The sequence below is a fragment of the Streptomyces sp. YGL11-2 genome (genome assembly GCF_050054615.1).
Taxonomy (GTDB): Bacteria; Actinomycetota; Actinomycetes; order Streptomycetales; family Streptomycetaceae; genus Streptomyces.
The window spans coordinates 15,690-35,854 of record NZ_JBNHIN010000007.1 but is presented as its reverse complement, the minus strand read 5'-3'; the positions used below and the strand labels follow the sequence as shown (position 1 = coordinate 35,854).

At 73.3% G+C, this 20,165-nt stretch carries 18 protein-coding genes; 9 read left to right on the top strand and 9 right to left on the bottom strand.

Annotation, left to right across the window (positions count from 1 at the left end):
• Positions 1-28 precede the first annotated feature (28 nt).
• Both ACO1BR_RS10495 and ACO1BR_RS10490 read right to left on the bottom strand, forming a co-directional pair.
• Entirely contained in the window at positions 29-844 is an 816-nt protein-coding gene (locus ACO1BR_RS10495; protein ID WP_426794755.1) for a purine-nucleoside phosphorylase, read from the bottom strand.
• Positions 845-1,012: 168 nt separating this feature from the next.
• Positions 1,013-1,450, bottom strand: coding sequence for a gamma-glutamylcyclotransferase (locus ACO1BR_RS10490; RefSeq protein WP_426794754.1), 438 nt, complete (start codon positions 1,448-1,450; stop codon positions 1,013-1,015).
• A 140-nt stretch (positions 1,451-1,590) separates the two neighbouring features.
• Between ACO1BR_RS10490 and ACO1BR_RS10485 the strand changes: the two genes are divergently transcribed.
• Both ACO1BR_RS10485 and ACO1BR_RS10480 read left to right on the top strand, forming a co-directional pair.
• A complete protein-coding gene (locus tag ACO1BR_RS10485) occupies positions 1,591-3,036 on the top strand; it encodes an NAD(P)H-quinone dehydrogenase (RefSeq protein WP_426794753.1) in 1,446 nt (481 codons plus the stop codon).
• A 386-nt stretch (positions 3,037-3,422) separates the two neighbouring features.
• The gene (locus ACO1BR_RS10480) at positions 3,423-4,406 is read left to right on the top strand and encodes a DeoR/GlpR family DNA-binding transcription regulator (RefSeq protein ID WP_159508356.1); all 984 of its coding nucleotides are present in this window, start codon (positions 3,423-3,425) and stop codon (positions 4,404-4,406) included.
• Positions 4,407-4,472: 66 nt separating this feature from the next.
• On the opposite strand, the gene ACO1BR_RS10475 is transcribed toward ACO1BR_RS10480, so the two are convergent.
• Positions 4,473-5,114: a TetR/AcrR family transcriptional regulator gene (locus ACO1BR_RS10475; RefSeq protein WP_426794752.1), complete on the bottom strand. Its 642-nt coding sequence runs from the start codon at positions 5,112-5,114 to the stop codon at positions 4,473-4,475.
• A 351-nt stretch (positions 5,115-5,465) separates the two neighbouring features.
• Between ACO1BR_RS10475 and ACO1BR_RS10470 the strand changes: the two genes are divergently transcribed.
• A complete protein-coding gene (locus tag ACO1BR_RS10470) occupies positions 5,466-6,650 on the top strand; it encodes an alpha/beta hydrolase (RefSeq protein WP_426794751.1) in 1,185 nt (394 codons plus the stop codon).
• Positions 6,651-6,714: 64 nt separating this feature from the next.
• Here ACO1BR_RS10470 and ACO1BR_RS10465 read toward each other — a convergent pair whose 3' ends face one another.
• Positions 6,715-8,484 (bottom strand): acetyl/propionyl/methylcrotonyl-CoA carboxylase subunit alpha, encoded by a 1,770-nt coding sequence (locus tag ACO1BR_RS10465; RefSeq protein ID WP_426794750.1) that lies wholly within the window; start codon positions 8,482-8,484, stop codon positions 6,715-6,717.
• A 440-nt stretch (positions 8,485-8,924) separates the two neighbouring features.
• On the opposite strand from ACO1BR_RS10465, the gene ACO1BR_RS10460 reads away from it, so the two are divergent.
• The 6 genes from ACO1BR_RS10460 (at position 8,925) to ACO1BR_RS10435 (ending at position 15,905) form a co-directional block, all read left to right on the top strand.
• Entirely contained in the window at positions 8,925-9,365 is a 441-nt protein-coding gene (locus tag ACO1BR_RS10460; RefSeq protein ID WP_426794749.1) for a hypothetical protein, read from the top strand.
• A gap of 169 nt (positions 9,366-9,534) precedes the next feature.
• A complete protein-coding gene (locus tag ACO1BR_RS10455; protein WP_426794748.1) occupies positions 9,535-10,755 on the top strand; it encodes a serine/threonine protein kinase in 1,221 nt (406 codons plus the stop codon).
• Positions 10,756-10,760: 5 nt separating this feature from the next.
• Complete coding sequence (locus ACO1BR_RS10450) at positions 10,761-13,007, top strand: protein kinase domain-containing protein (protein ID WP_426794747.1); 2,247 nt, start codon at positions 10,761-10,763, stop codon at positions 13,005-13,007.
• Between the two features lie 55 nt (positions 13,008-13,062).
• Entirely contained in the window at positions 13,063-15,195 is a 2,133-nt protein-coding gene (locus ACO1BR_RS10445) for a protein kinase domain-containing protein (RefSeq protein ID WP_426794746.1), read from the top strand.
• 63 nt (positions 15,196-15,258) lie between these two features.
• On the top strand, positions 15,259-15,522 hold the full coding sequence (locus tag ACO1BR_RS10440; protein ID WP_426794745.1) for a hypothetical protein: 264 nt from the start codon (positions 15,259-15,261) through the stop codon (positions 15,520-15,522).
• On the top strand, positions 15,519-15,905 hold the full coding sequence (locus ACO1BR_RS10435) for a hypothetical protein (protein ID WP_426794744.1): 387 nt from the start codon (positions 15,519-15,521) through the stop codon (positions 15,903-15,905). The genes ACO1BR_RS10440 and ACO1BR_RS10435 overlap by 4 nt, the downstream gene beginning before the upstream one ends.
• Before the next feature lie 42 nt (positions 15,906-15,947).
• Here the strand turns inward: ACO1BR_RS10435 and ACO1BR_RS10430 are convergent, their stop codons facing one another.
• The 5 genes from ACO1BR_RS10430 to mmpB all read right to left on the bottom strand — a co-directional run bounded on the left by ACO1BR_RS10430 (position 15,948) and on the right by mmpB (position 20,133).
• A complete protein-coding gene (locus ACO1BR_RS10430) occupies positions 15,948-16,559 on the bottom strand; it encodes a nucleoside triphosphate pyrophosphatase (protein ID WP_426794743.1) in 612 nt (203 codons plus the stop codon).
• 61 nt (positions 16,560-16,620) lie between these two features.
• Entirely contained in the window at positions 16,621-17,130 is a 510-nt protein-coding gene (locus tag ACO1BR_RS10425; protein WP_426794742.1) for a hypothetical protein, read from the bottom strand.
• Between the two features lie 15 nt (positions 17,131-17,145).
• Positions 17,146-18,087, bottom strand: a complete 942-nt coding sequence (locus ACO1BR_RS10420) for a tyrosine-protein phosphatase (RefSeq protein ID WP_426794741.1) — start codon at positions 18,085-18,087, stop codon at positions 17,146-17,148.
• A gap of 280 nt (positions 18,088-18,367) precedes the next feature.
• The gene (locus ACO1BR_RS10415) at positions 18,368-19,852 is read right to left on the bottom strand and encodes a peptidoglycan D,D-transpeptidase FtsI family protein (protein WP_426794740.1); all 1,485 of its coding nucleotides are present in this window, start codon (positions 19,850-19,852) and stop codon (positions 18,368-18,370) included.
• A 152-nt stretch (positions 19,853-20,004) separates the two neighbouring features.
• Complete coding sequence (gene mmpB / locus ACO1BR_RS10410; RefSeq protein ID WP_426794927.1) at positions 20,005-20,133, bottom strand: morphogenic membrane protein MmpB; 129 nt, start codon at positions 20,131-20,133, stop codon at positions 20,005-20,007.
• Positions 20,134-20,165 lie beyond the last annotated feature (32 nt).

Here is a 20,165-nt window from a genome sequence, read left to right as displayed (position 1 = left end):
CCGCCGGAGGTCTCCGGGCCGGTTCCGGCTAGATCTTGGCGAGGACCTGGCCGAGCAGCGCGCCCATCCGGGTCGCGGAGTCGCGGCCGGCCTGGAGCACCTCTTCGTGGTTGAGCGGCTCGCCCGTCATGCCGGCGGCGAGGTTCGTCACCAGCGACAGGCCCAGCACCTCGGCGCCGGCCTCGCGGGCGGCGATGGCCTCCAGGACCGTGGACATGCCGACGAGGTCGGCGCCCAGGGTGCGGATCATCTTGATCTCGGCCGGGGTCTCGTAGTGCGGGCCGGGGAACTGGACGTAGACGCCCTCCTCCAGGCTCGGGTCGACCTCCTTGCACAGCGCGCGCAGCCGCGGCGAGTACAGGTCCGTCAGGTCGACGAAGTTCGCGCCGATGATGGGGGAGGTGGCGGTGAGGTTGAGGTGGTCGCTGATCAGGACCGGCTGGCCGGGGCGCATACCGTCGCGCAGGCCGCCGCAGCCGTTGGTGAGGACGACGGTCTTGCAGCCGGCGGCGACGGCGGTGCGGACGCCGTGCGCGACGGCGGCCACGCCGCGGCCCTCGTAGTAGTGGGTGCGGCCCAGGAAGACCAGGGCGCGCTTCTCGCCGATCTTGTACGAGCGGATCTTGCCGCCGTGGCCGGCGACGGCGGGCGGCGGGAAGCCGGGCAGCTCGGTGACGGGGAATTCGTGCTCGGGCGCGCCCAGAGCCTCGGCGGCCGGGGCCCAACCGGAGCCCATGACCAGGGCGACGTCGTGGCTCTCGGCGCCGGTGAGCTCGCGGAGGCGGGCGGCTGCGGCGCTGGCGGCGCCCTGCGGGTCGATGTCCGGGGTAACAGATGCGTTCACGCGGACGAGGGTAGCCGGTAATCCCCTACGCGCGTAGATGTCGGTGCCCACGGTGCTGGGAACGGGTGGTTGTGGCTTCTGCCAAACGGGGTGCGGTGCGCGGGCGCAGGCGCGCCCGGCCGGCGAGGCCGCACCCGGCCCCGGTCGGCGGCGGCGTCCGCCGGCTCCTCAGCAGGGCCGCTTGCGGATCTCCATCACATAGTCGTGCGGGGCGCCGGCGGACTCCGCGGCGTCGGCGATCTCGCCCAGGTAGCGGGCCGAGGGCAGGCCGCCCTCGTAGCCGTTGAGGACGTAGATCCAGGCGGCCTCGTCGCCGTCGAGGGTGTGCACCCGGACCCGCATGCGGCGGTAGATGTCCAGGCCGACGCCCTCCCAGCGGTCCAGCGACTCCTCGTCCATCGGGGCGACGTCGTAGAGCGCGACGAAGAGCTGGGAGCCGGGGTCCTCGACGACCGTCGCCAGGGCACCCTCCCAGCCCATCTGCTCGCCGCCGAACGTGAGCCGCCAGCCGTTGAGCCAGCCGGTGCCGCGCAGCGGCGAGTGCGGTGCGCGGCGGGACATCAGCCGCGCGTCGAGGTTGCCGGCGTACGCGGCGTAGAGCGACATGCTTCCGAGGGTACGGGAGGTTCCTCGATGGGCTCGTGGTACCGGAGGTTCGTACGACGGGGCTGTCGAGAGCGCGGACCGGCGCCCGCCCGGCGATGTCCGCGCCCCCGGGCGAGAGGTACGTACGGGCGTGCGGGACAATGGAGTACGTGACTCGGATCGTGATCATCGGTGGCGGACCCGGCGGATACGAAGCGGCCCTGGTGGGCGCCTCGCTCGGCGCGGAGGTGACCGTCGTCGACTGCGACGGTCTGGGTGGAGCGTCGGTGCTGACCGACTGCGTCCCGTCGAAGACCCTCATCGCCACGGCCGAGGTGATGACGAACTTCGACTCCTCGTACGAGGAGCTCGGCATCAGGGTCGAGGACGACACTCCGTACAAGGAGCGCCCGGCGCGGGTCGTCGGCGTCGACCTCGGCAAGGTCAACCGACGCGTGAAGCGGCTGGCGCTCGCCCAGTCGCACGACATCACCGCCTCCGTCACGCGGGCCGGCGGCCGGGTCATGCGCGGGCGCGGCCGGCTGGAGCCGGGGCAGGCGCCGGACGGCTCGCGGAAGGTCACGGTCACCGCCGCCGACGGCACGTCCGAGGCGCTGATCGCCGACGCCGTGCTGATCGCCACCGGCGCGCACCCGCGCGAGATCCCCGACGCGCTCCCGGACGGCGAGCGGATCCTGAACTGGACGCAGGTCTACGACCTCACGGAGCTGCCCGAGGAACTCATCGTGGTCGGCTCCGGTGTCACCGGCGCCGAGTTCGCCGGCGCCTACCAGGCGCTCGGCTCCCGCGTCACCCTCGTCTCCTCCCGCGACCGGGTGCTGCCGGGCGAGGACCCGGACGCCGCCGCCGTGCTGGAGGACGTCTTCCGCCGCCGCGGCATGAACGTCATGGCGCGCTCCCGCGCGCAGTCCGCCAAGCGGGTGGGCGACCGCGTCGAGGTCACCCTCGCGGACGGCCGGACGATCTCCGGTACGCACTGCCTGATGGCGGTCGGCTCCATCCCCAACACGGAGGGGATCGGACTGGAGGCGGCCGGGGTGAAGCTGAAGGACTCCGGCCACATCTGGACCGACAAGGTCTCGCGGACCACGGCCCCCGGGGTGTACGCCGCGGGTGACTGCACCGGCGTCTTCGCGCTGGCGTCGGTCGCCGCCATGCAGGGGCGGATCGCGATGTACCACTTCCTCGGCGACGCGGTCACGCCGCTGAACCTCAAGACGGTCTCCGCGAACGTCTTCACCGATCCCGAGATCGCCACCGTCGGCTACTCCCAGGCCGACGTCGACGGCGGCGTGATCGACGCCCGGGTGGTCAAGCTCCCGCTGCTGCGCAACCCGCGCGCCAAGATGCAGGGCATCCGCGACGGCTTCGTGAAGCTGTTCTGCCGCCCCGGTACGGGCATCGTCGTCGGCGGCGTGGTCGTCTCGCCGCGCGCCAGTGAACTGATCCACCCGATCTCGATCGCGGTCGACAACAACCTGACCGTCGAGCAGATCGCCAGCGCCTTCACGGTCTACCCGTCGCTGTCCGGATCGATCGCCGAGGTCGCCCGCCAGCTCCACACCCGCAAGGCCGCCAGCGAGTAGGGCCTTTCCGACCCCGGCCCCGATCCCGGCCCCGATCCCGGCCCCGACCCGTCGGACCGGCCCCGGCGAACCGCCCGTACGGCGGGCAGCGGAAGGGCGCCGGGCGGGTGAGCGGCGCACGGAACAGCATGGAATATTTGTGCCCCCGGTGGGCACTTGGGGTGAAACGGTCCTGCATGGTCAGGATCGGGCAACCTGTCTCCGGGGGCCCTGCTCGTCTGCCCGGGAGCGTAACTGACCAGGCATCGAGCACGTTTGGGTATGCAGGGTGACGGGGCACAGCATGTGCATGCCGCATATCACGTCATGCGGAGCCGTGTGAACAACTTCCGTTAATTGGTGCAACCTGCTGAAAACAGACGGTCGTTGGCGTTACTGTCAGTTTCGTGTTCGCTGCAGAACGTCGCCAATTGATCCTAGAAATGGTGCGTGCGAACGGAGCCGTGTCGCTCCGGGAGCTCGCCCGCGTCGTCCAGACCTCTGAAGTAACCGTACGGCGCGACGTGCGGGCGCTGGAGGCGGAGGGGCTGCTCGACCGCCGGCACGGCGGTGCGGTCCTACCGGGTGGCTTCACCCGGGAGTCCGGCTTCCCGCAGAAGTCCCACCTCGCGACCGCGGAGAAGACGGCCATCGCCGACCTCGCCGCGGGCTTCGTCGAAGAGGGCGAAGCCATCGTCGTCGGCGCCGGGACGACCACCCAGGAGCTGGCCCGCCGGCTCGCCCGGGTCCCCGGCCTGACCGTCGTCACCAACTCCCTGCTGGTCGCCCAGGCGTTGGCTCATGCCAACCGCGTGGAGGTGGTGATGACCGGCGGGACCCTGCGCGGTTCCAACTACGCGCTGGTCGGCAGCGGGGCCGAGCAGTCGCTCCAAGGACTGCGGGTCTCGCGCGCCTTCCTGTCGGGCAGCGGCCTGACCGCGGAGCGCGGGCTGTCCACCTCCAACATGCTCTCCGCCAGCGTCGACCGGGCGCTGGTGCAGGCGGCGGGGGAGGTGGTGGTGCTCGCCGACCACACCAAGCTCGGCTCCGACACGATGTTCCAGACCGTGCCGACGGACGTCATCACCCGGCTCGTGACGGACGAGCCGCCGGCCCATGACGACCGGGCCGCCACGGAGTTGCAGGCGCTGGCCGACCAGGGCGTCCAGATCGCCGTCGCCAGCGGCTCACCGGTCGGGCAGGGGCCGGGCCAGCCCGGCGTGGACGCCGCCCCGCCGGAGCGCCGGGGCCCGCGGCGGGACGTGCCGCTGCCGGGCCAGCGGCGCAGCCACCCGGGCGGTGCGGCCGGTGCCCCGCAGCTGCGTTCCGCGGGCTCGCTCGCGGACGGGCCGGGCGGCCGGGTGGCCGACCTGGCGCCACGGCGCCGCTGAGCGGCCGGGCGGGGTCGGGCGGCCGTCGCGGCAGGGCTTCCCCGGCCCTGCCGTACCCGACTGGACCTAGACCCCCGCGCCCGCTTTGAGCCCGCGGAGCGTCAGCGTCAGCAGCCGGTCGGGCAGCTCCGGGTCGTCGGGGGACTCCTCGGCGGCCAGGGCGATGCCGTTGGTGAGCTGCATCAGGTCGTTGATGCCGATGTCGCGGCGGACCGCGCCGGCCTGCTGGGCGCGGGCCAGCAGCGCGCCGCCGGCCTCCCGCATCGGCACGCTGCACCGCGCCATCCCCGAGGACTCGTCGGCCGACGCCGTCATCAGGGCCCGGGACAGGCCGCGGTAGGTGCTGGCGTGGGCGATGATCGCGCGCAGCCAGTCGACCAGCGCGGTGCACGGCTGCGGTGCGTCGGCCAGTTCCCTGGCGTAGGCCAGCAGGGCGTCGACCTCGCCCTGGAAGACCGCGCCCATCAGGGCGGTGCGGTTGGGGAAGTGCCGGTAGAGCGTGCCGATGCCGACGCCCGCGCGGCGGGCGATGTCCTCCAGCGAGGTGTCCGTGCCGTGCTCCGTGAAGGCCGTACGGGCCTCGGTCAGCAGCCGCTCGTAGTTGCGGCGCGCGTCGGCCCGCATGGGGCGTACGGTGGGCGCCCCCGCCGGTGCGTGCGCCGCCGCGGCCCGCTCTGCCCGCCGCTGCCCTGCCGTCTCGGTCGCCATCGCCCGTCCTTCCTCGACCCGGCCGGTCCCGCCCGGATGCGTCCAGGATGCCATCGCACCGGCGGCGACCGGGCCGGGACGTACGCCCCCGAGGCCCGGTGGACGGGCGGCGGCCGGGGGATGACGCTCCGGGGTACCGCGGCCGACGGCTGGCCGAACTCCTCGGAAAGGCCGCAACGTCACCGTTCCAAGGGCCATCAAACCTGGCGCAATGAGGTCTTCCGGGGGCTTCCGGAGGCCGCTGGAACACGTTGCGTGGCGACCGGCCGCCCTAGGGACCGGCGGGGCGAGCGCGCTGCGTACGGATATCCGGGAACAGCCGGAATATCCCGGACACCTGGGGAACATGCCATGGGACTGACCAGCCGGTCGCTGTTGTACGCCATGATCGCGGTCGCCGTGGTCTGCGTGGGGCTCACGGTCTGGATGTGGCCGCGGTTCGCGGGCCGCGGGCCGCGGGCGGTGCTGGGGCGGCTCGGCCTGATCGCCGCGACCCAGCTGAGCATCGTGGCGGCGCTCGGGCTCGGGGTGAACGCCAACTTCGAGTTCTACGCCTCCTGGCACGAGCTGCTCGGCCTCTACGACGGGGCGCCGGCCGCCGTCGGCAAGTGGGGCGACCAGGGCAAGGCGGGGCCCGCCGGGGACCCGTCGAAGGGGCTCGTGCAGGCGTCCGGCCCCGAGGGCCTGGACAAGGTGCACGGGATCCCCACGGGGCCGCCGGACAAGAACGGCAAGGTCGAGACCGTGAAGATCGTCGGCAAGCGGACCCGGGTGGTGAACCCGGCATACGTCTACCTGCCGCCGCAGTACTTCCAGAAGCAGTACGCCCGCCAGCGGTTCCCGGTCGTCGTGGCGCTCGCCGGCTACCCGGGCGGGATATTCCTGCTGGGCCAGCACCTGCGGCTGCCGGAGACCGCGTCCCAGCTGATCCGCAGCGGCAAGATGCAGCCGACCGTCATCGTCATGCTGCGGCCCACCATCGCGCCGCCGCGCGACACCCAGTGCGTCGACGTGCCCGGCGGCCCGCAGGCCGAGACCTTCTTCGCCAGCGATGTGCCGGACGCGCTGCGGTCGCACTACCGCGTCGGCAGCGACCCGGGCGCCTGGGGCGTCATGGGCTACTCCTCGGGCGGCAGCTGCGCCCTCCAGCTGGCCATGATCCACTCCCGTACGTACACTGCGGCGGCGGCGCTCTCGCCCGACTACAAGGTCTCCGACGACCCCACCACCGGCAACCTCTTCGGCGACGGCAAGGACCGCGCCCGGCGCCGCCAGGAGCACGATCTGATGTGGCGGCTGAAGAACCTGCCCGCCCCGCAGGTGAACGTGCTGATCGGCACCAGCCGTGCGGGCGAGCCCAACTACCCGGCGGCGAAGGCGTTCCTGGCCGCGGTCAAACCGCCGATGAAGGCCGACTCGATCATCCTCGACCACGGCAGCCACAACTTCGCCACCTGGCGGCGCGAACTGCCCGCCGCGCTGCAGTGGATGAGCAGGTCGCTGACGTTCCCGGAGGACGTGGTCGGGAGTTCGTGAACGGGAACGGGCGCCCGGCGGCTGGCTGCCGGGCGCCCGTTCCTGTCGGCGGTGTGCCGCCGGGTCAGTCCTTGATCTCGCAGATGACCGCGCCGGAGGTGAGGGCGGCGCCGACCTCGGCGGTCAGGCCCTTGATGGTGCCGGAGCGGTGTGCGTTGAGGGGCTGCTCCATCTTCATCGCCTCCAGGACGACGACCAGTTCGCCCTCGGTGACCTGCTGGCCCTCCTCGACGGCGACCTTGACGATGGTGCCCTGCATCGGCGAGGCGAGGGCGTCGCCGGAGGCGGCGCTGCCCGACTTCTTGGCGGCCTTGCGCTTCGGCTTGGCGCCGCCGGCGACCGCGGCGCGGGCCAGCGGCATGCCGAGCGAGGACGGCAGGGAGACCTCCAGGCGCTTGCCGCCGACCTCGACGACGACCGTCTCGCGGGTGTCCGTCTCGGCCTCCTCGCCGCCGGGCGCGGCGAACGGCGGGATCTCGTTGACGAACTCGGTCTCGATCCAGCGGGTGTGGACGGTGAACGGGTCGGCGGAGCCGTCCAGTTCGGGGGCGAACGCCGGGTCCTTGACGACCGCGCGGTGGAACGGGATGGCGGTGGCCATGCCCTCCACCTGGAACTCGTTCAGGGCGCGGGCGGCGCGCTGGAGGGCCTGTGCGCGGGTGGCGCCGGTGACGACCAGCTTGGCCAGCAGGGAGTCCCAGGCCGGGCCGATGACCGAGCCGGCCTCGACGCCCGCGTCCAGGCGGACGCCCGGGCCGGACGGCGCGGCGAACGTGGTGACCGTGCCGGGCGCGGGCAGGAAGTTGCGGCCCGGGTCCTCGCCGTTGATCCGGAACTCGAAGGAGTGGCCGCGCACCGCCGGGTCGTCGTAGCCCAGTTCCTCGCCGTCGGCGATCCGGAACATCTCGCGGACCAGGTCCAGGCCGGTGACCTCTTCGGTGACCGGGTGCTCGACCTGGAGGCGGGTGTTGACCTCCAGGAAGGAGATGGTGCCGTCCTGGCCCACGAGGAACTCGCAGGTGCCGGCGCCCTCGTAGCCGGCCTCCTGGAGGATGGCCTTGGAGGCGCGGTACAGCTCCGCGTTCTGCTCGTCGGAGAGGAAGGGCGCCGGGGCCTCCTCCACGAGCTTCTGGTGACGTCGCTGGAGCGAGCAGTCGCGGGTGGAGACGACCACGACGTTGCCGTGCTTGTCGGCCAGGCACTGGGTCTCGACGTGCCGCGGGCGGTCCAGGTAGCGCTCGACGAAGCACTCGCCGCGGCCGAAGGCGGCGACCGCCTCGCGGACCGCGGAGTCGTACAGCTCCGGGACCTCTTCGAGGGTGCGGGCGACCTTCAGGCCGCGACCGCCGCCGCCGAAGGCCGCCTTGATCGCGATCGGCAGGCCGTGCTCCTCGGCGAAGGCGACGACCTCGTCCGCGCCGGAGACCGGGTCGGGGGTGCCGGCGACTAGCGGGGCGCCGGCGCGCTGCGCGATGTGCCTCGCTGCGACCTTGTCGCCGAGGTCGCGGATGGCGTGCGGGGGCGGGCCGATCCAGGTCAGGCCCGCGTCGAGGACGGCCTGGGCGAACTCGGCGTTCTCCGAGAGGAAGCCGTAGCCGGGGTGGACCGCGTCCGCGCCGGAATCGGCGGCGGCCTGCAGGACCTTGGCGATGTCCAGGTAGCTCGTGGCCGGGGTGTCACCGCCCAGGGCGTATGCCTCGTCCGCCGCCCGTACGTGCAGGGCGTCCCGGTCGGGCTCGGCGTAGACGGCTACGCTCCCGATCCCGGCGTCCCGGCATGCCCGGGCAACGCGGACAGCGATTTCGCCACGGTTGGCGATGAGCACCTTGCGCACGATGGGTCCTTCCTTGGCGCTACGCCGCAACACACTGAACGCAGCGAGTTTAGGGACTGGCGACACCGCGTGCCGACCCGTTCCCTGGGGTGAGCTTGCCCACACGGAGCGTGCACGCGGCGATGGTGAGGGACCAAAGTCCGTTGGAATCCCAGGGTAGGCCCGGATTCCAGGGCTCCGGCTCGAGGCACGGTGTGGCCTAGGTCTCGAACTGCGGACGTCCGGCGGACCGTCAATTCTTTGTGGAGTCCCTACGAATGGGCGAGTGAAAGTTTTCGGGTGGGCACGGCGCGTGCGGATGCGCCGGCGCGGGTCCGGACGGGGTCGTGCACACCCCTTGCCCTCACGGTTACCCGTTAGTAGCGTGCCTGATGCCTCGGTACTCCTGGTAACAGCTCGTGATGACGGCGCATGACAGTGGAAGAAGTGGGGTGGGCCGGATGGTGGCGCGTAGACCGGTGGCTCTGGCGGCGGCGGTGGTCCTGATCCTGGAGGCGGCCGGGATCCTGCTGCTCAACTGGATCCTGAGCATCGTGGTGGACCGGCAGCAGATGTCGCTCGCGGGGCTCCAGCCGCGCGCGATGTCCGCCGGGGCGTGGATCGGCGGCGGGGTCTTCGGCGCCTTCCTGGCCTTCTGCGCGGTGGTTCTGCTCCGCAGCGCGCTGCGCGACCGCGCGCCCGGCGGGTTCTCGCGCATCGTGCTGATCGCCTGTGCCGTGGTGCACGGGGTGCTCGGGGCGTTCGCCGTCGGGCTGGTCGGCTGGGTGGCGTTCCTCGCGATGATGGTGGTGCTGGCGCTGCTGGTGCTGACCCTGGTGGCGTACGGGGAACCGCGCGACGCCGCTGCCGACGCCCCGGTCGCGGGCGGCTCACCCGCCTGACGCGCGCCCGCCGCACCGCCCGCCGCGGGTCTCGGCCCCGCCCCGAACTCCTGCCGCGGCGGGCCGAGTTGGATGCCCCTCCGGGGCGTGCGGCGTGCCCTTGTAGGCTCTGTGGGCTGTTGCCGGGGGCACGGCACGGGCTGAACAGGGGCAGAGGGGGAAAGGGCGCATGCGGCCGCATGACGCGCCGGCGGGCGATCCGCGACGTTTCGACGCCATCGGGCCGTACATCGTGCTGACCGCGCTGGACGACGCCGCCTCGCCGGTACCCGTACCCGAGCGCCGCTACGTGGCGCGCAGCGCGGACGGCGACCGCACGGTCCTGATCAGCCTGCCGCTGCCGGGCGTGGACGCCGGGCGGTTCCTGGCCGAGGCGGAGACCTCCCGTTATCTGCTCGGACGGTGGTCGGCGCCGGCCACCGAACTCGCCGCGCCGGGCGAGCCGCCCTGGCACGCCCGCCCCTATCTGCCCGTGCTGCCGCTGCCGGCCGCGCTCGCCGCGTACGGCGGGCCGCTGCCGGAGCGCACCGTACGGGCCATGGGTGCGGCCCTCGTGGAGACGCTGGCCATCGGGCACGGGCAGGGCCTGGCCCATGCCGGGGTCTGCCCGGCCGCGGTGCTGCTCGCCGCCGACGGGCCCCGGTTGACCTGCTTCGGCGCCGTCCGTACGGCTGCCGGGGACGGCGCGCCGCGCTCCGGGCTGCCGGGACTGGAGTCGGGCAGCCTGCCGCCCGAGCAGGCCGCCGGGGAGCGGCCGCTGCCGGCGGGGGACGTGTATGCGCTGGGGGCGACGCTGGCGTACGCCGCGACCGGCCACACCGTGCCCGAACGGGACGAGATCCCGGCCGGGTTGCGGGCCCTGGTCGGTGCCTGCCTGTCGCGCGACCCGGCGGCCCGACCGCGGCCGGCGGAGCTGCTGGACGCGCTGGTCCCGGCCGCCGGGACGGACGGAGCGGATGGACCGGTCGGTACGGGTGGAGCGAACGGGACGGGTGGAACGGACGGAGCGGAGGGGCCGGTGGACCGGGCCACGGCGGTGCTCGCCGCGGTACCCGCCGCCGCTCCCGCGCGCCCGGCCGCCGTCGCCGACGCCCCGGCGGACCGCGCCGCCGCGGTCCTCGGCCCCGGCTGGCTGCCCGGCCGGGTGATCGCCGCGCTGGCCCGGCAGTCCGCGGCGCTGCTGGCGGTGAACCTCCCCGAGGAGAGGCGGGCGGCCCCCGCGGCGCCCGCCCCCGCCCCGCCCGCCGAGACCCCGGTGCCGGCCGGCGCCACGCTGCCGATGTTTCCCGCCCACCGACAGCCGTCCCCCGCCCTCCGCCCGGCGTCCCCCGCCCTCCGCCCGGCGTCCCCCGCTCTCCGCCCGGCGTTGCCCACTCCCTGCCAGGACTGAAGCCCGTGCCGCTCCCGCTCACCCATGACGACCCGGCCGGGTTCGGCCCGTACCGGCCGATCGCCCGCCTCGGCAGCGGCGGTATGGGCACCGTCTATCTGGCCCGTTCGCCGGGCGGCCGGACCCTGGCGATCAAGACGATGCACGCCCGGATCGCCCGGGAGGCCGAGTTCCGCACCCGGTTCCGGCTGGAGGCGGACGCCGCCCGGGTCATCGGCGGGCGCTACGGCGCGCAGGTCGTCGACGCCGATCCGGCCGCCGAAACGCCCTGGCTGGCCACCGAGTACGTCCTCGGGCCGCCGCTCGACGAGGCGGTGGAGCGGGGCGGCCCGCTGCCCGAGGGGGCCGTACGGGCCCTGGGGGCCGGGCTGTGCGGCGCGCTCGGCCAGCTGCACCGGTCCGATGTGGTGCACCGCGACCTCAAGCCGTCCAACATCATGGTCACGGCGCACGGCCCGAAGGTCATCGACTTCGGCATCGCCCGCGCCCTCGGCGACGAGCGGCTGACGCACACCGGAGCCGCGGTCGGCACCCCGGCGTTCATGTCGCCGGAGCAGGCCGCCGGGCAGGAACACACCCCGGCCGGCGACGTGTTCGCGGTCGCCGGGGTGCTGGTGTTCGCCGCCACCGGGCGCGGCCCCTTCGGCGGCGGCCGGCCGGCAGATCTGCTCTACCGCGTGCGCTACGGCGACCCCGACCTCACCGGGGTCCCCGGCGCCCTGGTCCCGCTGCTCACCCGCTGCCTGTCCAAGGACCCCGCACAACGGCCCGCCACGTCCGAGCTGGCCGACCGACTCCACGACGGCGACGGGGAGTTCGCCGACCATCTGCCGGACGCGCTGCTGGCACTGATCGGCGGGCGGGCGAGCGAGGTCTGGCAGATCCGGCCGGAGCGGCTGCCCGCTCCGGCGGACGCCGCCACCCTGCCGCCGGTCCCGGCCGACGCCGGCCCGCGCGGCCTCTCCCGCCGCGGTCTGCTGACGGCCGGGGCGGGTACGGCGCTCGGGCTGGCGGGCGCCGGCGCCGGGCTGTGGGCCTGGCTCTCCTCGGGCGGCCCACAGCCCCAGGGGGCTTCGTACACCAAGCCGTCGCCGGGCCCCACGGTGCCGCCGCTCGCGAGGAAGAAGCTGGACTCGCTCTGGCAGAAGCAGATCGCCGAGCCGGAGAGGGACGCCACGCCCGGCAATCCCGCACCGCCGGCCGCTCTCGGCGACCTGGGTATGGCGTTCGCCGCCCAGGGGCCGGCCGGCTTCGACCCGGCGGCGGGGACCGTCCACTGGATCGCCGACGGAGACCTGGGCGGCTGGGAGGTCGCCGGCGACGGCACCCGCCTCTACAGCCTGCCCGCCATCACCCAGGCCGGCGCCAACGCCCCGCTGCGGATCGTGCCGATCGACCCCGCCACCGGCAAGGCGGGCCAACCGGCCGTCGAACTCGCCGACTTCAACGGCGTCACCCAGCTCAACCAGCTGCTCTGCGTCACCGCCGACACGTTCTACGTGGTGGCCTGCACGGGCCCGAGCAATGACATCTACTTCCAGCCGGACCGGCAGACCTGGTCCGTCGCCGCCGTCGACCGCGCGCACGGCACCGTGCGCTGGCGGCAGCGGCTGCCGGACCGCCCGCCCAAGGCCAAGTGGGTCGGATCCCTCCGCCTCTACTACCTCGCCGCCCAGGCCGTCGGCGAACGCCTGGTCCTGCTCTTCGAGACCAACGACGGGAAGATCCGCACCCAGGCCCGGGACACCCGCACCGGCGCCCTCGTCTGGGACCGGCCGTTCGCCGTCGGCCGGGACCTGGTACGGCCCCAACTGGCCACCGACGCCGGCCACGTCTACCTGGGCAACGGGCCGCTGCGCGCCCTGCGGCTGAGCGACGGCACGCCGGCCTGGGACAGCTCCGCCGCCCGCCCCGGGAAGACCTACGGGCCACCGGCGCTCAAGGGCGGCGTGCTGTACGCGGTGGAGAAGGGGCTCGGCGCCGTCGCGTTCGACGCGGCGAGCGGGGCGGTGCGCTGGACCCAGCAGGGCGGCGACGCCGGGCGGTCCGCCGTCTACGACCCCCCGGTCGTCGGCCCCGGCCACGTCTATGTCCACAGCAAGGCCGAGGGCGTGCTCCGGGCGGTCGGCCTTTCCTCGCACCTGACCGCCCACACGTACAAGACCTCCGCGGACCGCTTCGCCGCCCACGAGGGGGCCAAGGTGGTCCTCGCGGTCGGCGGCCACTACCTCGCCGCGTTCCCGCTCCAGTGACCGGTACCCGCCGGCCCGCGGCCGGCACGTCCCTCCGCCAGAAAGCCCCCATGCCATGAAACCCCTCGGCACCGGCGACCCGCTCCGCCTCGGCCCGTACCGCCTGCTCGGCGTGCTCGGCGAAGGCGGCATGGGCAAGGTCTACGTCGGCCAGGACGCGGCTGGCACCGTCGCCGCGGTCAAGGTGCTGCGGCCCGAACTCGCCCACGAGACCCAGCTCGCGCAGCGCTTCGTCCGCGAGGCGCAGGCGGCGCGGGCGGTCACCGGCACGGGCGTGGCGAACGTCCTGGGCGCGCAGACCGAGGGCGGGCGGCCGTGGATCGCCACCGAGTTCCTGGCCGGGCCGACGCTCGATCAGGCGGTGGAGGCGTACGGCCCGTTCGGCGAGGCGGCGGTGCGCGCGCTGGCCGCGTCCCTCGCGCTCACCCTGGCGGACATCCACGCCACGGGCCTGATCCACCGCGACCTCAAGCCGCCGAACATCGTGCTCACCTCGGCCGGTCCGCGCATCATCGACTTCGGCATCGCCCGGCCCGAGCACGGTCTGACCCTCACCACCACCGGCCAGGTCCCGGTCACCCCCGGCTACGGCGCCCCCGAGCAGGTCCTGGGCCGCCGGGTCGCCCCGCCGGCCGACATCTTCTCGCTGGGCGCCGTCCTGGCGTACGCGGCGACCGGCAAGCGGGTCTACGACGGCAGCCACATCGCCGCCGTCCAGTACGCGGTCGTCCACGAGGAGCCCGATCTCTCCGGCGTCCCGGAAACGCTCCGGGTGCTCATCGCGCCGCTGCTCGCCAAGGAGGCGGCGGCCCGCCCCGCGCCCGCGCAGATCGCCACCGCCTTCGCCCCGCCGCGGGGCGCCGAACGGGCCTGGCGGCGCGGGCCGGTGGCCCAGGAGATCAAGGAGCGGGAGAGCGGCATCCACGAGCTGACCACGCTGACGGCGGGTACGGACGCCGAGCCGCCGGTGTCCCGCCGCTGGCTGCTGATCGGCGCCGCGGCGGGCGGTGCGGTGCTCGCCGCGGGCGGCGGGGCGGCGGCGCTCTGGTGGCCGCGGCGGCGCCCGCCCGTCGCGAAGACCGACCTGTTCGCCTTTCCGCCGGCGGCCCGGACGCCGGTGGCGCATGTGCTGAAGGCGGACGACGGCGACTACGTCAACGGCGGCTCGCCGAAGGCGTTGTGGGGCCCGCTGAACGTCCTCGCTTCCGACACGCCCGCCCCGCTGCCCGTACGGGACGTCATCGTCTTCGGCGCGCTCGGCGGCGGTATCGCGGCCCACAACGTCGTGGACGGGAAGCGCCGTTGGGCCGCGCCGGGCATCCGCGCGGCCCGCCGCTACCTCTCGCTCTCCGACCGCCTGATCGCCGCCGTCGACGACCACGGCACGCTCCGGACGTTCGTCGCGACCACCGGCGAACCCCGCTGGACCGCCCCCGCCGAGGCGGACTCCCTGCTCGCCGCCGACGACCACGCGGTCTACGTCCTGACCAAGGACCACCGGCTGCGGGCCGTCGGCCGGTCCGACGCGCGGATCCGCTGGACCGCGCCGATCGACCCGCCGTTCCGCGGCAAGCTCCAGCCGCCCGGGGTGATCGCCGACGGCCGGCTGGTCCTGGGCACCCTCGACGGCCATGCGCTCGCCGTGGACACCGCCACCGGTCACCGGGCCTGGGACATCCGCAACCAGTCCGACCGCCACGTCCGTCCGGCGCTCTCCGGCTCCACCGTCTACTTCGGCGGCACCACGCTGACCGCCCGCCGGATCACCGACGGCAAGGAGCTGTGGCACGTCAAGGAGAAGGACTACCTCAACCGCCCCTCGCGCTACGGCGTGGTCACCGCCTACCCGGACGCGGTCTACGCGGCCTTCGAGAACCTCGAACACGACGACGGGACGGAGTCCACCCTGCCGATGAAGCGTCGGCCCGACGACGGCAAGGAGATCTTCCAGGTGCGCGGCAGCGCCGGCATCACGACGCCGGTCGTCGTCCAGGGCGGCGGCATCTGGACGATCTACACCGTCGGCCGAGGCATGCAGGCCAAGGTGGAGACCGTGGACCAGAACAGCGGCTACCCGGTCTGGAGCTACCAGCTGCCCGACTCACAGGGCCGCCAGTGGCTGTCCGCCGACGGCAACCGCGTCTTCGTGATGAACGACGGCGACCTGTGGGCGCTGCCGGTGTTCTGAGAGCGGTGCGGTATGAGTGTCCTCGACTTTCCCCCGCTGTATACAGGGACGTATACTCCGGCCATGAGTGATGCGATGATTCGGGTGTCGGCCGACGTGCGTGACCGTCTGGCGGTGATCGCGGAGTCCCGGGGAACGTCGATCCGTTCGTTGGTGCAGGAGTTCGCGGAGGAGACGCTGACGGAGGAGGAACGCCGGGAGCGGGCGGAGCGGACGCGTGCGTATCTGGCCGAGCACTTCGGTGTCGAGGTGAGCGACGAGGAGAGTGCGGCGATGGGCGCGCGGCTTCGCGCGGCGTTTGCGCAGCAGCAGGGCGCCGCCGAGTGATCCTGCACCATCTCGTTCTCGACACGCCGGCTCTCGCGGCGCTCGCGGGGAACAGGCAGGTGTCCGCGCTGATCCACCGAGCCCACGCGGAGGCGGACACCCGCTTATGGGTGCCGGTGCTCTCCGTTCTGGAGGCCGACCGGAAGCATCTGGGGATCGCCGAGCACGTCGGGCAGCTGGAGGTCATCCACACCCTCGACTTGGACTACCCGGCGATGCTGTCGGTGGCTCAACTCCACCGCGACGGAGTGCCGCTGGGCATCGGTGCTGCCATCCATGCCGCCCGGAACCTTCCCGAGTGGGGTGCGGACGCGCTGGTCGCCACGGTCGAGCCGAAGGCGTACGAGGGGCGCGGGGTGCCCGTCTTCGACCTCAACCGCTGATCAGCCGTCACCTTGGGCGCCGACGCGCTCCCGGTACCCCGCTCAGGCCCACAAATCCGTGATGGCGATGTCCAGGTCGGCCAGCAGCTGGCGGAGCAGCGGCAGGGAGAGGCCGATGACGTTGCCCGGGTCGCCGTCGATGCCGTCGATGAAGGGGGCCGAGCGGCCGTCGAGGGTGAACGCGCCGGCCACGAAGAGGGGTTCGCCGCTGGCCACGTAGGCGGCGATCTCGGCGTCGCTGGGCTCGCCGAAGTGGACCGTGGTGGACGCGGTGGCCGAGACCCGGCGGTCGGAGGCGGTGTCGATCACGCAGTGGCCGGTCTGCAGGATGCCGGAACGGCCGCGCATGGACTTCCAGCGGGCGGTGGCGTCCTCGGCGTCCGCGGGCTTGCCGAGCGCCCGGCCGTCCAGCTCCAGGACCGAGTCGCAGCCGACGACCAGCGCGCCCGCGGCCTCCGGCCGGGCGGCGACCGCGGCGGCCTTGGCCTCGGCCAGGACGCGGGCCAGCTCGCCGGGCGTCGGGGCGCTGACCGCGTCCTCGTCGACACCGCTTATGACGACCTCGGGCGCCAGTCCGGCCTGCCGGAGCAGGCCCAGACGGGCGGGGGACTGGGAGGCGAGGACAAGGCGGCGGGGGCGGGGCGCTTCGGTCATGCCGGCCATCGTACGGAGCGGGCGGCGGGTGCCGGTGCGGCCGGGGGTGTCCCGCGGTCGGTCAGGGGGCCGCGGCGCCCCTGCGGCGCCGGGCGATCCGCAGCGCGAGCCAGCCGAGGAGCGCGCCGATCGCGGCGCCCAGGGTGTTGTGGGCCCAGTCGGCGGGCTGGCAGTCCCGTACGGGGTCGAGGGTCTGGAGCAGTTCGACGCCGGCCCAGGTGGCGGAGACCAGGAGGGGGACGGCCAGCGCGCGCCGGGTCGCCAGGACGCCGCAGAGCGCGGGCGGGATCCAGAGCAGGACGTTGACGAGCTGGTGGCCGGGGCCGGCGCCCAGGGTGCGGACGCCGGCGCCGCCCTCGACGACGCACTCGTGCAGCCGCCGGAGCACGCTGGGCGCGATCTGGTCGGGGAGGGTGATCGCGAAGCACAGGCCGCCGGTGAGCAGCAGCAGGAGCGTGGGGACGGGGGCCCAGCCCCGGCGGCGGGCGAGCGGGCGCCAGGACAGTAGGGCCAGGGGGACGACCAGGACGCACAGCCCGGCCATGACGAGGGCGTGGACGCGGGGGGACATCGGCGCGGGCCCCCGCTAGGCGGTGACGAGACGCCGGCGGAGCTTCTGCTCGGTGGCCTGGTCGAGGCCGAGTCCCTTTCTCAGATAGCCGTCGAAGGTCCCGTACTTGGCCGTGACCTCGTTGAACGCGGCGTCGAGATAGCCGGCGCGGACGCCGAGCACCGGTTCCAGCAGCTGCGGGTCCTTGACCTTGCCGGCGGCCTGAAGCTGCGCCAGCTCGTGGTCGTTGGCGGCCTGGAGGTAGTGGTTGGAGGCCAGGTAGTCCTGGTCCACGGTGGCGCGCGGGACGCCCGCGGCGGTCAGCAGGAGGGCGCTCATCCAGCCGGTGCGGTCCTTGCCCTGGGTGCAGTGGTAGAGGACCGGCCCGGAGCCGTGGGCGATGTCCCGCACCGCCGCGCCGAACTCCCTGCTCGCGCTCGGATCGCTGACCAGCCAGGCGTAGTACGAGGTCATCAGCTGCCCGCCCCTGCCGCCGCCGAGCAGCTTCTGCTGGGCCGCTGGGCCGCCCTTGACGACCTCGCCCATGGTCCTGGCCATGTCGCTGTCGGGGTTGTAGACCGGGAGCGCGGTGCGCCGGACACCGGCGGGGATCTGGTCCTGGGCGGTGGCGACCTCGACGGGGGAGCGGAAGTCGAGGTCCTGGGTGATGTGGTCCGCGGTGAGCGTCTGCTGTTCGGCGGGGGTGAGGGTGTTGAGGGCGTCGGCGCGGTAGACGACGCCGTGGCGGATCTCGTGTCCGTCGGCGGTCCGGTAGCCGCCCAGGTCGCGGGCGTTGGGGGCGTCGCGCAGACCCATGGAGCGGGGGGCGGGGGCGGGGCCGCCGGCCGCCGCGGTCGGCGTGTGGTGGGCGGGGCGGGAGCCGCAGGCGACCGCGCCGGTGGCGAGCAGGGCGATACCGGCCGCCGCCGCTGTCAGCCGGGTCGCGGTGCGCCTCGGGCTCTTATTAATGCTGGCCATTAGGCGAATGTAGAGGCGGCGGCCGTGAATTGTCGATGAGTGCCCGCAAAACCACAGCGAACGCACAGGGGCCGGAAAGGGCCGGAAAGGACCGGAAAGGGGGTCGGGAGGGGCCGGAAAGGGGAAACGGCGGCCCGGCGCCCTTCCGGCCGGTGCCGCCGTTTTCGGATCTTTCCGGTCCTTTCTGGCCCTTCCGGTCCCTTTCCGTACCGCGATCCTCCCGCTCCGCCACGGTCGCGTACGGAGGCTTACTCCGAAAAGCCGCCATTCCGGCCGGCGGTCACTTCTTCAGCACGGCCTCCATCACCGACTTCGCGATCGGACCGCCCAGCTTTCCGCCGGCGATCTCCGCGCGCGGGATGTCCATGTTCTTCGGGTCGACGAAGACGGCGACCGCCACCGGGGAGGTGCCGTCGGCCTGCTTGGCGTACGAGACGAACCAGGCGTACGGGCGCTCGTCGTCGACGTTCACACCGTGCTGCGCGGTGCCGGTCTTGCCGCCGACCGTCACGCCGTCGATCTTCGCCTTCGAGGCGGTGCCGTCCGAGACGGTGTACTCCATCATTTCCTGCACCTTCTTCGCGGTGCTCTCCGAAACCGCCTGCGGGGACTTCGGATTCAGCGGCGCCGGGTCGAACTTCTCGATCGTGGACAGATCCGGGCCGCGCAGCTCCTCGACCATGAACGGCTTCATCACCTTGCCGTTGTTGGCGATTCCGGCGGCGACCATCGCCATCTGGAGCGGGGTGCTGGTGAGGTCGCCCTGGCCCATACCGGTCAGCGCGGTCTTCGGCTGGTCGAGCTTGGCGGGGTAACCGCTTTTCGCGGAACGGACGGGGATGAACTGCTCCGCGTTGAAGCCGAACTTCTCCGCCGTCTCGCGCATCTTGTCCGTCCCGAGCTTGTGCGCGGCGTCCAGGAAGACGTTGTTGCAGGACCACTGCATGCCGGTCTTCATCGACGCCTTGTCGCAGGGCGCCCCCGCGACGTCGTTGCCGACCTGGGTGCGGGTCTGCGGGAGGGTGTACGGGGCGGGGGCGCCGGAGGAGGCGTTGATGTCGGTGACCGTGCCGTGCTCCAGGGCCGCGGCGGCGGTGAGGATCTTGAAGGTCGAGCCGGGCGGGTAGATCTCGCGCAGCGCGCGGTTGTTCATCGGCTTGCCCGCGTCGTGGTCGAGCGCCTCGAACTTCCCGCCCTCCGCGAAGGTCTGCCCGGCGAAGACCGACGGGTCGTACGACGGCGTGCTGGCCAGCGCCAGGATCCTGCCGGTCCGCGGGTCGAGGGCGACCACCGCGCCGGTGGCCTTCAGATCGGTCAGCCCCTTGTACGCCGCCTGCTGCGCCTTCGCGTTGATGGTGGTGAGGACATCGCCGCCGCGCGGCTTCTCGCCGGTCAGCATCCCCCGCGCCCGGTTGAAGAAGAGTCGGTCGTCCTTGCCGCTGAGCACCTTCTTGTAGACGCCCTCCAGCATGGTCTCGCCCGCCGCCTGCCTGGCGTAACCGGTGACCGGGGCGTACATCGCGCCGTCGGTGTAGGTGCGCTTGTACCTGTAGTCGCCGCCGGTCTCCGCGGACCCGGTGATCGGCTTGCCGTCCACGATGATGTTGCCGAGCGGATACGAGTACGCCTCGATGTTGACCCGCGAGTTGTTGCTGTCGTTCGCCAGTTGGTCGCCCTTGACGAACTGGACCCAGGTCACCCGGACCAGCAGGGCGAGCACCAGCACCCCGGAGAAGACGGCTATGTGTCTGAGCGGCCTGTTCATCGATCTCCCCACTAGCCGGCGGCCGGCCGGTCGCCGCGCGGCCGCATGCCCGAATTGCGCTATCAGGAGAGAAAGATGCGAATTCGGCGGCTGCGGTTGCAGAAGGGGGAAATGGGGCGCTCTCGGGCCCGGGGGCGGCGGGCGTGCGGCGGTCACCTCACCAGGAGCACCAGCGTCCCCACCATGACCGCCGTGGCCAGCACGAAGCCCAGCCGACGGAGCTTCGCCTGCGCTTCGCGCAGCTCCTCGGAGGGTTCATCGGGCGGATCGGACCACAGCATGACTTCGATCTTCGCGCCCGACACGGCGGCGG

What these genes read in the sequence shown, in the direction of transcription:
- ACO1BR_RS10460 (WP_426794749.1), top strand. Translation starts at nt 8,925, where the DNA reads ATGGTGGCGCGTAGACCGGTGGCTCTGGCGGCGGCGGTGGTCCTGATC.
- ACO1BR_RS10445 (WP_426794746.1), top strand. Translation starts at nt 13,063, where the DNA reads ATGAAACCCCTCGGCACCGGCGACCCGCTCCGCCTCGGCCCGTACCGC.
- ACO1BR_RS10455 (WP_426794748.1), top strand. Translation starts at nt 9,535, where the DNA reads ATGCGGCCGCATGACGCGCCGGCGGGCGATCCGCGACGTTTCGACGCC.
- mmpB (WP_426794927.1), bottom strand. Translation starts at nt 20,133, where the DNA reads ATGCTGTGGTCCGATCCGCCCGATGAACCCTCCGAGGAGCTGCGCGAA.
- ACO1BR_RS10420 (WP_426794741.1), bottom strand. Translation starts at nt 18,087, where the DNA reads ATGGCCAGCATTAATAAGAGCCCGAGGCGCACCGCGACCCGGCTGACA.
- ACO1BR_RS10470 (WP_426794751.1), top strand. Translation starts at nt 5,466, where the DNA reads ATGGGACTGACCAGCCGGTCGCTGTTGTACGCCATGATCGCGGTCGCC.
- ACO1BR_RS10440 (WP_426794745.1), top strand. Translation starts at nt 15,259, where the DNA reads ATGAGTGATGCGATGATTCGGGTGTCGGCCGACGTGCGTGACCGTCTG.
- ACO1BR_RS10425 (WP_426794742.1), bottom strand. Translation starts at nt 17,130, where the DNA reads ATGTCCCCCCGCGTCCACGCCCTCGTCATGGCCGGGCTGTGCGTCCTG.
- ACO1BR_RS10485 (WP_426794753.1), top strand. Translation starts at nt 1,591, where the DNA reads ATGGAGTACGTGACTCGGATCGTGATCATCGGTGGCGGACCCGGCGGA.
- ACO1BR_RS10430 (WP_426794743.1), bottom strand. Translation starts at nt 16,559, where the DNA reads ATGACCGAAGCGCCCCGCCCCCGCCGCCTTGTCCTCGCCTCCCAGTCC.
- ACO1BR_RS10490 (WP_426794754.1), bottom strand. Translation starts at nt 1,450, where the DNA reads ATGTCGCTCTACGCCGCGTACGCCGGCAACCTCGACGCGCGGCTGATG.
- ACO1BR_RS10475 (WP_426794752.1), bottom strand. Translation starts at nt 5,114, where the DNA reads ATGGCGACCGAGACGGCAGGGCAGCGGCGGGCAGAGCGGGCCGCGGCG.
- ACO1BR_RS10415 (WP_426794740.1), bottom strand. Translation starts at nt 19,852, where the DNA reads ATGAACAGGCCGCTCAGACACATAGCCGTCTTCTCCGGGGTGCTGGTG.